The sequence below is a fragment of the Herbidospora solisilvae genome (assembly GCF_009901565.1).
Lineage (GTDB): Bacteria > Actinomycetota > Actinomycetes > Streptosporangiales > Streptosporangiaceae > Herbidospora > Herbidospora solisilvae.
The window spans coordinates 229,847-244,102 of record NZ_WXEW01000007.1; the positions used below are offsets into that span (position 1 = coordinate 229,847).

The 14,256-nt window shown below is 71.0% G+C and carries 16 protein-coding genes and 1 pseudogene; 9 read left to right on the top strand and 8 right to left on the bottom strand.

Going from position 1 to position 14,256, the window contains the following annotated elements; genetic code table 11:
* The first annotated feature begins 2 nt into the window (after positions 1-2).
* Genes GT755_RS41270 through GT755_RS24230 form a run of 3 tightly spaced genes read left to right on the top strand, consistent with a single transcriptional unit; the run spans position 3 to position 3,912 of the window.
* Positions 3-1,877, top strand: a complete 1,875-nt coding sequence (locus tag GT755_RS41270) for a M20/M25/M40 family metallo-hydrolase (protein WP_161481931.1) — start codon at positions 3-5, stop codon at positions 1,875-1,877.
* Positions 1,877-2,755 (top strand): sulfate adenylyltransferase subunit CysD, encoded by an 879-nt coding sequence (gene cysD / locus GT755_RS24225; RefSeq protein WP_161481932.1) that lies wholly within the window; start codon positions 1,877-1,879, stop codon positions 2,753-2,755. The genes GT755_RS41270 and cysD overlap by 1 nt, the downstream gene beginning before the upstream one ends.
* Positions 2,755-3,912: a sulfate adenylyltransferase subunit 1 gene (locus GT755_RS24230; protein WP_161481933.1), complete on the top strand. Its 1,158-nt coding sequence runs from the start codon at positions 2,755-2,757 to the stop codon at positions 3,910-3,912. The genes cysD and GT755_RS24230 overlap by 1 nt, the downstream gene beginning before the upstream one ends.
* Before the next feature lie 4 nt (positions 3,913-3,916).
* Here GT755_RS24230 and GT755_RS24235 read toward each other — a convergent pair whose 3' ends face one another.
* On the bottom strand, positions 3,917-4,681 hold the full coding sequence (locus GT755_RS24235; protein WP_161481934.1) for an SDR family NAD(P)-dependent oxidoreductase: 765 nt from the start codon (positions 4,679-4,681) through the stop codon (positions 3,917-3,919).
* A 96-nt stretch (positions 4,682-4,777) separates the two neighbouring features.
* Here GT755_RS24235 and GT755_RS24240 point away from each other — a divergent pair, with 96 nt between their 5' ends.
* Complete coding sequence (locus GT755_RS24240; protein WP_202610454.1) at positions 4,778-5,320, top strand: TetR/AcrR family transcriptional regulator; 543 nt, start codon at positions 4,778-4,780, stop codon at positions 5,318-5,320.
* Here the strand turns inward: GT755_RS24240 and GT755_RS24245 are convergent.
* A complete protein-coding gene (locus GT755_RS24245; RefSeq protein ID WP_161481936.1) occupies positions 5,292-5,705 on the bottom strand; it encodes a YkvA family protein in 414 nt (137 codons plus the stop codon). The genes GT755_RS24240 and GT755_RS24245 overlap by 29 nt on opposite strands.
* A 110-nt stretch (positions 5,706-5,815) precedes the next feature.
* Between GT755_RS24245 and GT755_RS24250 the strand changes: the two genes are divergently transcribed.
* The 4 genes from GT755_RS24250 to GT755_RS24260 all read left to right on the top strand — a co-directional run bounded on the left by GT755_RS24250 (position 5,816) and on the right by GT755_RS24260 (position 7,595).
* Positions 5,816-6,091 carry a hypothetical protein gene (locus tag GT755_RS24250; protein WP_161481937.1) on the top strand — a complete coding sequence of 92 codons (276 nt, stop codon included), beginning with the start codon at positions 5,816-5,818 and terminating at the stop codon, positions 6,089-6,091.
* Positions 6,092-6,147: 56 nt separating this feature from the next.
* Positions 6,148-6,312 carry a hypothetical protein gene (locus GT755_RS38685; protein WP_202610455.1) on the top strand — a complete coding sequence of 55 codons (165 nt, stop codon included), beginning with the start codon at positions 6,148-6,150 and terminating at the stop codon, positions 6,310-6,312.
* Positions 6,309-6,464: a hypothetical protein gene (locus tag GT755_RS38690; RefSeq protein ID WP_202610456.1), complete on the top strand. Its 156-nt coding sequence runs from the start codon at positions 6,309-6,311 to the stop codon at positions 6,462-6,464. The genes GT755_RS38685 and GT755_RS38690 overlap by 4 nt, the downstream gene beginning before the upstream one ends.
* 186 nt (positions 6,465-6,650) lie before the next feature.
* Complete coding sequence (locus GT755_RS24260; protein ID WP_161481938.1) at positions 6,651-7,595, top strand: acyltransferase domain-containing protein; 945 nt, start codon at positions 6,651-6,653, stop codon at positions 7,593-7,595.
* A 13-nt stretch (positions 7,596-7,608) separates the two neighbouring features.
* Here the strand turns inward: GT755_RS24260 and GT755_RS24265 are convergent, their stop codons facing one another.
* From GT755_RS24265 to GT755_RS24285, 5 genes are all read right to left on the bottom strand, one after another.
* Positions 7,609-8,370, bottom strand: coding sequence for an ABC transporter permease (locus GT755_RS24265; RefSeq protein ID WP_161481939.1), 762 nt, complete (start codon positions 8,368-8,370; stop codon positions 7,609-7,611).
* Complete coding sequence (locus GT755_RS24270) at positions 8,367-9,113, bottom strand: ABC transporter ATP-binding protein (RefSeq protein WP_161481940.1); 747 nt, start codon at positions 9,111-9,113, stop codon at positions 8,367-8,369. The genes GT755_RS24265 and GT755_RS24270 overlap by 4 nt, the downstream gene beginning before the upstream one ends.
* Positions 9,110-9,514, bottom strand: a complete 405-nt coding sequence (locus GT755_RS24275; RefSeq protein WP_161481941.1) for a DUF1048 domain-containing protein — start codon at positions 9,512-9,514, stop codon at positions 9,110-9,112. Before GT755_RS24275 ends, GT755_RS24270 begins: the two co-directional genes overlap by 4 nt.
* Before the next feature lie 133 nt (positions 9,515-9,647).
* Complete coding sequence (locus GT755_RS24280; RefSeq protein ID WP_161481942.1) at positions 9,648-11,546, bottom strand: amino acid transporter; 1,899 nt, start codon at positions 11,544-11,546, stop codon at positions 9,648-9,650.
* 130 nt (positions 11,547-11,676) lie between these two features.
* Positions 11,677-12,543, bottom strand: a complete 867-nt coding sequence (locus GT755_RS24285) for a LysR substrate-binding domain-containing protein (protein WP_161481943.1) — start codon at positions 12,541-12,543, stop codon at positions 11,677-11,679.
* Positions 12,544-12,781: 238 nt separating this feature from the next.
* Between GT755_RS24285 and GT755_RS24290 the strand changes: the two genes are divergently transcribed.
* Positions 12,782-13,021, top strand: a complete 240-nt coding sequence (locus tag GT755_RS24290; protein ID WP_161481944.1) for a hypothetical protein — start codon at positions 12,782-12,784, stop codon at positions 13,019-13,021.
* Here GT755_RS24290 and GT755_RS24295 read toward each other — a convergent pair.
* Positions 13,013-14,218, bottom strand: a pseudogene (locus tag GT755_RS24295) (RNA-guided endonuclease InsQ/TnpB family protein); the annotation flags it as partial. The gene GT755_RS24290 and the pseudogene GT755_RS24295 overlap by 9 nt on opposite strands.
* Positions 14,219-14,256: the final 38 nt, after the last annotated feature.

Here is a 14,256-nt window from a genome sequence, read left to right on the forward strand (position 1 = left end):
TCGTGTCTGTTCTCGGTGAGGTCGCCACCACCCACACGGCGGCCCTCTACGTTGTCAAGATCGGCAGCGCCAGCCTCGCCCACGAGACCGTCTTCGACGAGGTGGCCCGCCTGCGCGGGCGCGGCGCGCGGATCCTCCTGGTGGCGGGCGGCGCGGCCGGCATCGCGGCCCACTACGCCGCCATCGGGCGTCCGGTGCGCTCGCTCACGCTGAAGAACGGGTCGACGGCGCGTTACTGCCCGCCGGAGGAGATGGACCACATCGTGGCCGCCTACGAGCGCGTCACCCTGCCCCGGGTCCACGCCGCGCTGACCACACGCGGGCTGACCTGCTTCACCTCGACCGCCCAGGCGGGCTCGCTGGTGACGGCCCGGCCCAACCCGCCGCTGCGGGCGGTGTCGGGCGACCGGGCGGTGATCGTGCGCGACCACCGCGCCGGGGTCGTCTCGTCGGTGGACGCCGACTGCCTGGCCACCCTGCTCGACGCGTTCGACGTCGTCTGCCTGGCGCCCCCCGCCGCCGCCTCCGACGGCGGCACGCCGCTGAACGTGGACGCCGACGTGCTGGCCGCCGAACTGGCCAACGCGCTCGACGCCGACCACCTGCGGCTGGTGACCGGGACACCCGGGCTGCTGGCGGACGTCGACGACCCGAAATCCGGCATCTCCGACCTCGGCCGGGGCGAAGGCCTGCGCCACGCCCAGGGCCGCATGCGGCAGAAGGTGCGCGCCGCCGAGATCGCCCTCGACGGCAGCGCCGACGTCGCCATCACCGGCCCCCACTCCCTGGACGCCGGCACCCGCTTCTGGCGGGCCGCCCCGCCCGCCGACGACCTCACGCTGCTGTCGCGGGCCGTGGAGATCTCCTCGGTCTCCCGCGACGAGCGGGAACTGGCCGGATATCTGGTCGGGTGGTGCCGAGAACGCGGCATCGACGCCGAGATCGACGAGGCCGGGAACCTGGTGGCCTCCAAGGGCTCCGGCCGCCGCCGCCTCCTCATGCTCGGCCACCTCGACACCGTCCCGCACCGTTGGCCCGTCCGCTGGGACGGCGGCACCATCTCCGGCCGGGGCTGCGTCGACGCCAAGGGCAGCCTGGTGGCCTACCTGGAGACGCTGCACGAGCTCGACGTCCCGCCCGACGTCCAGGTGCGGGTGGTCGGCGCGGTCGAGGAGGAGATCACCTCGGCGGGCGCGTTCTTCGTCCGCGACCACTACCCGGCCGACGCCGTCGTCATCGGCGAGCCGTCCGGCGCGGGCGCGCTGACCATCGGCTACTACGGGCTGCTGAAGGTCCGGATGGCCGTCGCCGACCCCGTCGGGCACACCGCGGGCCAGGGCGTCACCACGGCCGCCGACCAGATGGTCGACGTGCTCGCCCGGCTGCGCGCGGCCCTCGCCGAGGCGGGGCCCGACGCGCTGCTGGCCGTGCTCGGCATCCACGCCGTCAACGGCGGCGACGAGCAGCGCGGAGAGGCGGTCGTGGACGTCCGGGTGCCCGCCGACCTGTCGGTCGACGACCTGACCCGGCTGATCCGGAAGCTCGCCCATCCCGTCGGGGTCGAGGTGCTGCGGGCCACCCCCGGACACCTCACCGCGCGCACCAGCCCCCTGGTCAAGGCCTTCTCGCGGGCCTTCCGGGCCGAGGGGGTGGTCAACCGGTTCTTGGCCAAGAAGGGCAGCAGCGACATGAACACGCTGGCCACGACATGGCAGGGGGTGCCGATGGTGGCGTACGGCCCCGGCGACGCCAAGCTCGACCACACCCCCCACGAGCACCTCGACGCCGTCGAATACCGGCGGGCCCGCGCGGTGTTGTCGCGGGCGGTGGCCGAGTGGATCGCCGCGGAGACGCGGCTGGTCGAGAGGGCGGCGTGATGACGACCACCACGTATCTGGAGGCGCTGGAGGCCGAGGCCGCGCACATCATGCGCGAGACCGCCGGCGAGTTCGACCGGCCCGTGCTGCTGTTCTCCGGCGGCAAGGACTCCATCGTCATGCTGCACATCGCCGTCAAGGCCTTCGCGCCCGCGCCGGTGCCCTTCCCGCTCCTGCACGTCGACACCGGCCACAACTTCCCCGAGGTCATCGAGTTCCGCGACCGGGTGACGGCCGGCCTGCGGCTGACGGTCGCCTCGGTGCAGGACTACATCGACCGGGGCGTGCTGCCGGACGTGCCGGAACGGAACGGACTGCAGACCACGCCCCTGCTGGACGCCATCGAGGCCGGCGGCCACGACGCCGTCTTCGGCGGCGGGCGGCGCGACGAGGAGAAGGCCCGCGCCAAGGAGCGCGTCTTCTCCCTCCGCGACGAGTTCGGCGGCTGGGACCCGCGCCGCCAGCGCCCGGAGCTGTGGAACCTCTACAACGGCCGCCACTCCCCGGGCGAGCACGTGCGCGTCTTCCCCCTGTCGAACTGGACCGAGCTCGACGTCTGGCAGTACATCGCGGCCGAGGACATCGCGCTGCCGTCGATCTACTACGCCCACGAACGCGAGGTGTTCGACCGGCGCGGCATGTGGTTGTGCCCCGGCGCGTGGGGCGGCCACGCGGAGCGGCTGGTCCGCAGGACGGTCCGCTACCGCACGGTCGGCGACATGTCCTGCACCGGCGCGGTCGAGTCGGCCGCCCGCACCCCCGCCGAGGTCGTCGAGGAGATCGCGGCCTCGCGCATCACCGAGCGCGGCGCGACCCGCGCCGACGACCGGCTGGCCGAGGCCGCCATGGAGGACCGCAAACGAGAAGGGTACTTCTGATGTCCACACTGCTCAGGCTGGCCACCGCCGGCTCCGTCGACGACGGCAAGTCGACGCTGGTCGGACGTCTGCTGCACGACTCCAAGTCGGTCATGTCCGACCAGCTGGAGAAGATCGCCTCGCCCAGCGACCTGGCCCTGCTCACCGACGGCCTGCGCGCCGAGCGGGAACAGGGCATCACGATCGACGTGGCCTACCGCTACTTCGCCACCCCGCGCCGCCGGTTCGTGCTGGCCGACACGCCGGGCCACGTGCAGTACACCCGGAACATGGTGACCGGCGCCTCGACGGCGCAGCTCGTCGTGCTCGTGGTCGACGCCCGCAAGGGCGTCACCGAGCAGACCCGCCGCCACGCCGCCGTCGCCGGGCTGCTGCGGGTGCCCGCGCTGGTGCTGGCGGTCAACAAAATGGACCTGGTCGGCTGGTCGGAGGAGGTCTTCGCGTCGATCGCCGGCGACCTCGACTACCCCGGCGAGGTGACGGCCATCCCGATCTCCGCCCTGACCGGCGACAACGTGGTGACCCCGTCGGAGCACATGGGCTGGTACACCGGGCCGACCGTGCTGGAGTTCCTGGAGACGGCCGAGGCCGGCGAGGACCTGACCGGGCTGCCCGCGCGTCTCCCGGTCCAGTACGTCATCAAGACGCGGGGCCGCCGCGCCTACGCCGGCCAGCTCACGGGCGGCATCCTGCACGTCGGCGAACGGGTGGTTATCCAGCCCGGCGGCCACACGACGACGGTGGCGGGCATCGACGTGCTCGGGCAGCCGGTGGCGATGGCGTGGGCGCCGCAGTCGATCGCGGTCCGGCTGGCCGACGACCTCGACGTGGCGCGCGGCGCGCTGATCTCGCCCGAGGCCACCGCGCCAGAGGCCACCCGGGAGCTGCGCGCGACCGTCTGCCACCTGCACGAGAAGGCCCTCACGGTCGGCGAGCAGGTGCTGGTCAAGCACACGACCCGGACGGTCCGCGCGGTGGTGGAGCACATCGGGTCGGGCGGCCCGCTGGCCGTCAACGACATCGGCGACGTGGTCGTTCGCACGGCCTCGGACCTGGCGGTCGACGACTACGCCGACAGCCGGATCACGGGCGCCTGCCTGCTGATCGACCCGGGCGACGGCGCGACCCGGTCGGCGGCCATGATCTCGGTCGCCTGACCGGTCACCACGTCTGCGCGCCGGCCCGGACCAGCATCTCGTTGACCGCGACCCGCCGCTCCCGGGTGACCATGTAGCGGACCGCGTCGGCGACGTCCTCCGGGCGCAGCAGCTCCATGCCGCCGATCTGGCCGGCCACCGCCTCCCGCACGCCGTCGCGCAGGTGGGAGGAGAGTTCGGTGTCGACGGTCCCGGGCCCGACGATTCCCACGCGGACCCGCTTGGGCTGCAACTCCTGCCGGAGCGACTCGGAGAAGGCGTTCACGCCCGACTTGGTCAGGCTGTAGACGGCCTGACCGGCGCGGGCGACCCGGCCGGCGGTGGAACTGATCGTGACCAGGTCGGCGACCCGCCGGGGCGAGTCCGCCGCCGCCGTGACGAGATGCGGCAGCGCGGCCCGGGTGACGTGCAGGAGGCCCCCGACGTTGACCGCGAGCATGCGGTCCCACTCGTCCTCGGGGGCCGCCTCGACCGGGCCGACGAGGGCCAGGCCCGCGTTGTTGACCACCGTGTCGAGGCGGCCGAGCTCGTCGACGACCCGGCCCACGGCGTCGTGCGCCTGAGTGCGGTCGGCGATGTCGGCCGTCACGACCGCGGCGGTTCCGCCGTCCGCCCGGATCTCCGCCGCGAGCGCCCGCAGCCGTTCGCCGCGCCGGGCCACCAGCGCCACCGCGGCGCCTTCGGCCGCCAGGGCGCGGGCCGTGGCCGCGCCGATCCCGCTGCTCGCTCCGGTGACCAGGGCGACGGTGTCGGTCAGCGAATGCGTCATCGTTCCTCCTCGTTAGACTGGGGATAAGCGGAGCACCGTCCGCATACGTCCGACCATAAGCGGAGCATGCTCCGTTTTCAAGTCAGGGGAGGTCAGGTGGCCGACCGCCTGCGTGCCGACGCGAAGGCCAACCAGGATCTGGTGCTCGCCGCCGCCCGCCGGGCCTTCGCCCGCGACGGCGCCGACGCGTCGCTGCGGGAGATCGCGAAGGAGGCGGGTGTGGGCATCGGCACCCTCTACCGCCGTTTCCCGACCCGCGAGGATCTGGTCTGGGCCGTCTACAGCGGCGAGGTCGACCGGATCTGCGAGGAGGCGCAGGCGCCGGGGGTGCGTCCGCGCGTCTGGATGGAGGACTTCCTCGACTTCCTGGCGGCCAAGCGCGCCATGGCCGACGCGCTGAAGGTCGTGCTCGCGGGCGACGAGGAGCGGCGGCTGGCGATCCGGACGCGGATCACCGATGCGCTCGGCTCCCTGCTCGACGCCGCCGCCGACGAGGGCACGGTCCGGGGCGACGTCGCGGCCCTCGACGTGCTCATGGCGCTGGGCGGGATCGCCCTCATCGCCAGCGAACCCGGCCAGCGCGACCAGGCCGGCCGCCTGCTCGACCTCCTCATGGACGGCCTCCGCCCATCCCGGTGAGGCGTCTGACCACCTCGAAGCCGTCGTCGGTGCCCGGCCAGTGGGCCCGGACGGCGGGCAGGCCCGCGCGGCGCACCACCGACCGCAACACCGCCACGACGACGATCGCGTCGTCGGCGTAACCGAGGACCGGGATGAAGTCGGGGATCAGGTCGATCGGGACGGCCAGGTAGACCAGCAGCAGCCCCAGCCGGACGCGCACCCCGCGCGGCAGGTCGCGGTCGGCGGCCAGGCGGCGGATCAGCCGGAGCACGTCGGGCAGCACCCGCAGCGCCTCACGCAGCAGGCCGCCGCGCGGCCGGAGGAACACCAGCGCGGCGACCAGCGTGAGCCAGGTGAGGGCGAGGGCGGCGACGATCGCCAGCACGATGTCCGTGACGTCCATAATGGCGACTTCTGTTCTCTATGGGCCTGATCAACATTTATGTCCTGTTCAGCCTGCCGCTTGAGACTCGTCTGTCGCACCCTTCTCAAACAGCGAGCGGAAGGCTCGAAGTGACAGACAAGCACAACGAAGGTTCCGAGGGCGCGGCCATCTCGCGTCGGCAGCTCGTCCGGTACGCCGGAATCGGCGCGACCCTGATCGCCGCGAGCCCCTTGGCGACCACCGGCACGGCCGCCGCCGACGACGCCCGGGGCCACGACAAGCCCGCCGCCCCCGGCGGCCGGAGCTGGCGCGCACCCTGCGCGAGTTCCGCGACGGCAACGACGCCGCCCCCGACGTCTACGTCGGCTTCGAGGGCGCGCCCGGCCACCAGGCGGGCCCGCTGAACGGCGGCGCGCGCGGCGGTTACGGCAACCACCCCACCTACGGCGGCTTCAACCAGATGACGGCCCGCGTCGGCGGCCTCTGGGACGCGCTGCTCGGCGAGGGACGCCGCTGGTGGATCACCGCGACCTCCGACTCCCACGTGCACTGGACCCGCGGCGGCTCCGACTTCTGGCCCGCTTCGGCCCCCGCGACTGGCGCCGCCAGGGCCAGGACTACGTGATCCGCCACACCCTGCGCGACGTCCAGACCGACCTGTACGCCCGGGTCCGCGGCACCGGCACCGACGAGGCCGAGCCGCTGGCCGACGGCAAGGAGAGCCCCTGGGAGGACCTCTGGTTCTACTCCAACCCCGTCTTCGTCCAGGTCCGCTGACGACTCACTCCGACGGCCGGGGTCGATCTCCCGGAGCTGGGCCTGCTCCCGGCCGCGCACCTTCTCCAGGATCTCGGTCGGCGGGCCGGACACGCCGGGGAAGCGCGGAGGGGGCTCGACCCCCTCCGTCACCCGGATGACGTCGGCGACCGAGATCTTCGTCCCCATTCGCCTAGGATCGTCCGCGTGGACCTGACCACCATCGCCGCCCGGCTCGGAGTTCCCGCCGAAGAGGTCGAGCGTGTGCACCGGCTCGCCGGTGACCTGCCCTCCGTCCCGCTGCCCGCCAAGGCGGACGTCCCGGAGCTGCTCGACCGGCTCGCGGTCCGGCCCGACGACGCGGCCGAGATCATGGAAGGCTGGCCCGATCCCGGCTCCCCGTTCTGGACTCCGGAGCTGCGCTGGCTGCTCGACCGCTCCATCGCCCTGGTCCGCGCCGACCTCGGGGGCCACGCCTGGCTGCCGCCCGGCCCGGAACTGGCCCGCGACCGCGGGCCCGCCTGGCGGCACCTCTATGTGTACGCCTACCTGGCCCTGGTCGACGTCGCCGTCGGGTTCCACCGCGACCACGGCGTCGCCGAGGACCTGACGTGGCTCAGTCTCGCCGACCTCGGCCGCAACCTCGCGATCGACCGGCGGATGAACCGTGAGGGCTGGCCGGTCATGCAGAGCTGGCTGACGCTCCACGTGCGCGGCGCGATCTACGAACTGGGCCGGCTGCAGTTCCACCGTGGCGGCGCCACCCTCGACCTGCACATCCCCGAGACGGGGCCGATGACCCCGGAGGCGATCGACGACTCGCTCGACCGGGCCCGGGTGTTCTTCCCGCGCCACTTCCCCGGCGAGACGTACACGGCGTTCGCCTGCGGTTCGTGGTTGCTCGACCCGCAACTGGCCGAGTACCTGCCCGACGACTCCAACATCGTCCGGTTCCAGCGCAGGTTCGAGCTGGAGCCCTACGAGGAGTCCGAGGGGATCGACGCCGACGTCGAGGTGCTGCGGTTCGTGTTCCGTTCGCTGACCACGCCGCTCGACCGGCTGCCGCGCCGCACCGCGCTGCAGCGGGCGGTCGTCGACCATCTGCGTGCCGGCCGCCACTGGCGGTGGCGTCGCGGCGCCTTCCCGATCTGACCGCTCTGGCCGGTCAGGAGATCCGGCGGCGGTAGGTCGTCATCGCGAAGGCGTAGGCAACGACGAGGAGCCCGGCGCACCAGGCGACGGCGACCCAGACCTCGCCGCCGACCGGCTGCTGGGCGAACAGGTCGCGGATCGTGTTGACGATGGAGGTCACCGGCTGGTTCTCGGCGAAGGCGCGGACCGGCCCCGGCATGGTGTCGGTCGGCACGAAGGCCGAGCTGAGGAACGGCAGGAAGACCAGCGGGTAGGAGAAGGCGCTCGCGCCGTCGATGGTCTTCGCGGTCAGGCCGGGGATGACGGCCAGCCACGTCAGTGCCAGGGTGAACAGCATCACCAGACCGGCGACGCCGAGCCAGGCCCCGATCCCCGCCGAGGAGCGGAAACCCATGATCAGGGCGACGACGACCACCACCACGAGCGAGATCAGGTTGGCGACCAGCGAGGTCAGCACGTGGGCCCACAACACGGCCGACCGGGCGATCGGCATCGACTGGAACCGTTCGAAGATGCCGCTCTGCATGTCGAGGAAGAGCCGGTAGGCGGTGTAGGAGATGCCCGAGGCGACCGTGATGAGCAGGATGCCCGGCAGCAGGTAGGTGACGTAGGAGTCCGACCCCGACTGGATCGCGCCGCCGAAGACGTACACGAACAGCAGCATGAACATGATCGGCATGACGGTGGTCGTGATGATGGTGTCCATGCTGCGGGTGATGTGACGCAGCGACCGGCCGAGGAGGGTCCCGGTGTCGCCGAAGAAGTGCCTGGTCATCGTTTGTCCTTGCCGACGAGGGTGAGGAAGACGTCCTCCAGGGTCGGCTGCTTCTCGACGTACTCGACCTTGGCGGGCGGGAGCAGTTGCTTGAGTTCGGCGAGGGTGCCGTTCACTATGATCCGGCCCTCGTGGAGGATGGCGATGCGGTCGGCGAGATGTTCGGCCTCGTCGAGATACTGCGTGGTGAGCAGCACGGTCGTGCCCCGGGCGGCGAGTTCCCTGACCGCCTGCCACACCTCGATGCGGGCCTCGGGGTCGAGGCCGGTGGTCGGTTCGTCGAGGAAGATGACCGGCGGGTCGCCGATGAGGCTCATCGCGATGTCGAGGCGGCGGCGCATGCCGCCCGAGTAGGTCGCCACCTTCCGGCCGCCCGCGTCGGTCAGCGAGAAACGGTCGAGCAGGTCGTCGGCGATCTTCCGGGGATCTTTGAGATGGCGCAGCCGGGCCACCAGCACGAGGTTCTCGCGCCCGGTGAGGATCTCGTCGACGGCCGCGAACTGGCCGGTCAGGCTGATCGACTCGCGCACCCGCGCGGCCTGGGCGGCGACGTCGAACCCGTTGACGCCGGCGCTTCCCGCGTCGGCCGTCAGCAGCGTCGACAGGATGCGCACGACCGTGGTCTTGCCCGCGCCGTTCGAGCCGAGCAGGGCGAAGATGCTGCCGCGCGCCACCTCGAAGTCGACGCCCCGGAGAACCTTCAGGTCCTTGTACGACTTCTCCAGCGCCTGCACGCGGATCACGAGGCCCTCCGGTCCTGCTCGCCGGCGGCACGGGCGACGGCGCCGGTGAAGCGGTCGCGCTCCCGGGCCATCCACCGCCCGACCGGGTAGTTCTGGATGAAGGTCTCGACGAACTCGATCGGGTCGTCGCCGAAGACGTCGCGGATCGGGGTCGCGTTCGCGGCGCTCTGCTCGAACAGGTCGGCGAGGTCCTCGTACATCTCCAGCCAGCCGGGGCCGTCGGCCCGGCCGAAGAACATCAGGTAGCGCTCCAGCGCGTCGTAGGCGATGCGGTAGTCGCCGGGCAGCCGCCCCATGCGGGCCTTGACCTGCCGGTAGCGCTTCTTGTCGTCGAGTGAACCGGTGAGGAGCTCCAGATAGCGCCGGTAGCGGCTCTTCTCTTCCGGTGTTTCGGGGGTCATGTCGATCGCTCTCTTTCAGCTACTAAGTAGCACTGACTACCGGTACATAGTAACGCTGAATAGCGGGGGCGGCGCAAGTACCGGAGCGGTATACGCATAAGTGTACGTATACCGTTCGAGGGGCGGCAAGAGGTCAGCCGACGTGCACGACCGGCCGGCGCGACGGGTCGGGCTCGGCCTGGCGCAGGACCTCCCGGGTCAGGGGAGGGATGTCGCCGCCGCCGAAGACGAGGTAGCGCAGCAGCGCGCCGATCGGATTGCCCTCCGCGGCCCAGTGGAAGTAGACCTGCGGCGTCTTGCCGGTCAGGTCGCGCAAGTGCAGCAGCAGGGCGGCGATGGAGTTGGCGACCGTCGTGCTCTGCATGCGCAGCACCCGGAACCCGTGCCGCTCCTCGCCGATCACCCGCAGCTCACCGGCGAACTCCGAGGCGTCCGGCACGGTCACCTCCAGGAACAGCAGCCCCTCCCGGGTGCGCAGGCGGTGCAGCTCCCACGCCTCGCGCGCCTTGTCGACGTACTCCTTCGCGTCGCGGTTGTTCGGCTCGTTGGCGATGAGGTGGATCTCGCCCGCCTCGTTGACGAACCGGCGCGCGGCGTCGTCGAGACTGATGCGGGTGACCCGCAGCTCGGTGGAGCGGGTGGCCCGGGAGACCAGCGACACGACCACGATGGCCAGCACGAACAGCAGTGCGATGACCAGGCCGTCGGGGCGTTCGACGATGTTGGCGACGGTGGCGTAGGCGAAGACCAGGGTGACGGCCCCGAAGAACAACGCGGCGCGCACCCGGCCGCTCGTCCAGGCCGACAGGGCGACCGCGACGGCCGCCGACAGGATGAGCGCCAGCACCCCGGTCGCGTACGCGCCGCCCTGCGCCTCGACCTCCGCGCCGAAGACCACGGTGATGACGAAGGCGATGGCCGTGAAGACGAGCACCATGGGCCGCGAGGCGCGCGTCCAGTCGGGCGCCATGCCGTAACGGGGCAGGTAACGCGGGACGATGTTCAGCAGCCCGGCCAGCGCCGAGGCCCCCGCGAACCACAGGATGGCGATGGTCGACAGGTCGTAGGCGGTGCCGAACCAGTCGCCGAGATAGAGGTGGGCCAGGTAGGCCAGCGCGCGCCCGTTGGCCGCGCCGCCCTCGGCGAACTCCGCGGGCGGGATGAGTACGGTGGTGGCGAGGCTGGAGGCGATCAGGAAGACGCTCATGATGAGCGCGGCCGTGGTCAGCAGCTTGCGCGCGCCTCTGACCCGTTCGGCGACGTCGCCCCTGACCAGCGGCATCACCGCCACGCCCGTCTCGAAGCCCGAGAGGCCGAGGGCGAGTTTCGGCATCACGTACAGCGCGACCGCGACCATCGCCAGCGGGCTCGCGTAGTCGCTGTTCAGCGTGTTCTGCCAGTCGTGCACCTTCTCCGGCGCGGTGAGCACGTGCTGCACGGCGGTGGCCACCACGACCACGTTGAGCACCAGATAGACCGCCACCAGCACCACCGCGACCGAGATCGCCTCACTGAACCCGGCCAGGAACACCCCGCCCAGCGCGGCGATGAGCAGCAACGTCACCGGCACCTGCCACCCGGCCAGCGCGTGCGGCACGAACGGGTTGTGCAGGATGTGCGCGGTCGCGTCGGCCGCCGACAGCGTGATGGTGACGATGAACGCGGTGGCGACGAAGCCGAGCAGGAACAGCACCAGCAGCTTCCCGCCCCAGCCCGGCATCAGCCGCTCCAGCATCGACAACGACCCGAGCCCGTGCGGACTCTGCTCGGCCACCGCCCGATAGGTGGGCAGCGCGCCGAACAACGTCAGCGCGACCAGCACCAGCGTGGCGACCGGACTGAGCGCGCCGGCGGCCAGCGCGGCGATGCCCGGCTGGTAGCCGAGGGTGGAGAAGTAGTCGACGCCGGTGAGGCACATGACCTGCCACCAGGAGTGCTGGTGCTCGGGCGGCTCCTCGTCGTGCGTCCCGCCGACCAGTCCTTCGGGGCGCTTGAGCCCTTTCAGCAACCACTGCCGGAGCGTGCCGGTCACCGGGGTACCTCCGCTATCCGGGCAAATCAGACGAGTGGTCACGCTACTGACGGCGCGGGTCTGTGCCACGGAGACGGGGCGTCAAGAAAACGTAAAAATGTCCAGCAGTGCGTGGACCGGCCGCGACGGATCAGGCGAACGGATAGTCACGCAGAGCCTGCTGGAAGGCCCGTTCCGCGATCGGCACGTACTCCGAGTTGACCGCGTTCGCGGAAAGGGCCACCGTCACCGGCAGCGGACCCGGCGCCGACGGGAGCGTGAGCCGCGCGGCGCGGGGCAGGCCCCACAACTCGTCGCCGTTGGCGACCAGGCAGGCCACCCCCAGCCCCGCCTTCGCGGCGGCGCGCAACCCGACGAGTTCGGGCCCCTCGTAGGCCACCCGCCACGGCACCTCCGACGCGTCGAGGGCGTCGACGATGCGGCGTCGCAGCGTGCACGGCTCGGTGAAGAGGGTCAGCGGGAGGGCGGCGCCCTCGCCGTGGGCGGGGCGGCCGAACCAGTCCATGCGCATCTCGCCGAGCTGATGGGCGGGCGCGGTGACCGGCTCCGACTGGAGCAGCAGCGCCAGGTCGAGCTGCCCCGACGACACCTGGTTCTCCAGCGACTCGCTCAGCCCCGTCTGCACGCCGACCTGCGCATGCGGCAGGCCGCGGTTGAGCAGCCGCAGGATCTCGGGGAGCGCCTCGGCGAGCTGGTTGACCACGCCGATCGTCAACCGGGCGGTGCCCGACGGCGGGACGAACCGGCCGACCGCCTCGTCGTTCAGGGCGACGATCCGGCGCGCGTAGCCGAGCAGTTCCTCGCCCTCGGTGCTGAGCTCAAGGCTGCGGCCGGTCGAGGTGAAGATGGGCCCCTTGACGAGACCGCCGAGCTGACGGATCTGCTGGCTCACCGCCGGCTGGGTCACGTGCAGCGCCTCGGCCGCCTTACGGAACCCGCCGAGCTCGACCACGGTCACCAAGGCCCTCAGCCGGTTGATTTGCAGATCGTGATACATGCGTTTCCCTCAATAAGGCAGATGGACGCCGGACGGCGTACGCGTGTCGATGTCCCGGACCGTCCCGGGCCGCGGCCTCCTGGGCCGGCGGATTCGAATACGATTCACGCGGCTCAGCCTAGAAGCGCTTACACCGCCCGGTCTTCACCGGCTTTCACGATTCCGATGTGAAAATCTCACACCCGCCTCGTGAATCGTTGACTATGACCGCGCAGCCCCCCTGCGGAAAATCGAATGCATGACCACGATGACTCACGCGGACGAGGACTGGCGTTTCGCCGAACTGGTGATGCGGGCGTGGACGGAACCCGATCTGGCCGCCCGCTACGAAGACGACCCGGCCGGCACCCTGGCCCAGTTCGGCATCGACCTGGGCGACGACGAGGCGCCCCCGCTGGCGGCGGGTGGTGACCCCCTGCAGATCGCCGACCTGAGCAAACCATCCCTTTCGTCGGCGAAATGGACGTATTGCGGTTGACCTTCTCCGTGGTGGACCCGGAGATTCCTGCTTCACCGCCGGTTGCCCGCGAGGCTCGCGCCCGTCAGGTCTTACACCGGCTCCACAGGCGTTTCACCTCTCCGCCAGCCCGGCGGCGAGGATGTTCCGTGCCGCGTTGACGTCCCTGTCATGAGTGACGCCGCAGGCGCACCTCCAGCTACGGACGTTCAACGGCAGCGACGCACGTCGTTGCCCACAGTGAGAGCACACCTTGGAGGAGGGAAACCAATGGTCGACTACCAGGAGTTCACGCCCGTACCAGTCGGCCTTGTACTCCAGCATGGCCCGAAGTTCGCGCCAGGCGGCATTCGAGATGGCGCGGGAGAGCGTGCGGTTCTTGAGCATGCCGCGGACGGTCAAGTCCTCTATCGCGACCGTTTGGTTCTCACGGACGAGACGTGTGGACAATTTGTGCAGGAAGTCCCGGCGACGGTCGGTCATCCGGGCGTACGTCGCGGCGAGCCTCACCCGGGCCTTCACCCGATTCCTGGATCCCTTCTTCCTCCGGCTCAGCGCACGATGGGCTCTCGCCAGTTTCCGCCGGACGGCTTGCTCGTGTCGGGGGTTGGGGATCTTCTCTCCGGTGGAGAGCGTCACCAGATCCGTGATGCCGACGTCCACGCCGACGGCGGCGCCGACCGGCTTCATCGGGCGGATCCTCTCCTCGACAAGGATCGACACGAACCAGCGGCCCGCCGAGTCCTTCGACACATGGACGGTGGACGGCCGTGCGCCCTCCGGCAGGGGCCTCGACCAGACGATGGCAAGCGGCCTGCGCATCTTGGCGAGTGTCAGTTCACCGTTTCGCCAGGTGAAAGCCGAGCGAGTGTATTCCGCCGAGTGGCGGGATCGCTTACTGGACTTGAAGACCGGGTACCCGGCGCGCTTGGCGAAGAAGTTCGCGTACGCCGCTTGCAGATGCCGCAACGCCTGCTGCAGCGGGACGGAGGACACCTCATTGAGGAATGCCAGCTCCGGCGTCTTCTTCCAAGCGGTGAGCGCCGCCGAGGATTCGCCGTAGGAGACTCTGCGTCCTTCGGCGAAGGCGCGGGTACGCTCCTCCAGCGCTCTGTTGTAGACGAGGCGCACGCAACCGAACGTCCGGGAAAGCAATTCAGCCTGCTCGGAAGTCGGGTAGAAGCGGTACTTGTAAGCCCGCCTCACCAGCTGCGTCATGCCCTTGGTTCTATCGCCAAGTCGGTCGAACACGCAGG

Excerpts from the sequence above, each read along its gene's own strand:
- GT755_RS24285 (WP_161481943.1), bottom strand. The coding sequence starts at position 12,543 with ATGTATCACGATCTGCAAATCAACCGGCTGAGGGCCTTGGTGACCGTG.
- cysD (WP_161481932.1), top strand. The coding sequence starts at position 1,877 with ATGACGACCACCACGTATCTGGAGGCGCTGGAGGCCGAGGCCGCGCAC.
- GT755_RS38685 (WP_202610455.1), top strand. The coding sequence starts at position 6,148 with ATGACGGCCCGCGTCGGCGGCCTCTGGGACGCGCTGCTCGGCGAGGGA.
- GT755_RS24275 (WP_161481941.1), bottom strand. The coding sequence starts at position 9,514 with ATGACCCCCGAAACACCGGAAGAGAAGAGCCGCTACCGGCGCTATCTG.
- GT755_RS24290 (WP_161481944.1), top strand. The coding sequence starts at position 12,782 with ATGACCACGATGACTCACGCGGACGAGGACTGGCGTTTCGCCGAACTG.
- GT755_RS24235 (WP_161481934.1), bottom strand. The coding sequence starts at position 4,681 with ATGACGCATTCGCTGACCGACACCGTCGCCCTGGTCACCGGAGCGAGC.
- GT755_RS24245 (WP_161481936.1), bottom strand. The coding sequence starts at position 5,705 with ATGGACGTCACGGACATCGTGCTGGCGATCGTCGCCGCCCTCGCCCTC.
- GT755_RS24230 (WP_161481933.1), top strand. The coding sequence starts at position 2,755 with ATGTCCACACTGCTCAGGCTGGCCACCGCCGGCTCCGTCGACGACGGC.
- GT755_RS24265 (WP_161481939.1), bottom strand. The coding sequence starts at position 8,370 with ATGACCAGGCACTTCTTCGGCGACACCGGGACCCTCCTCGGCCGGTCG.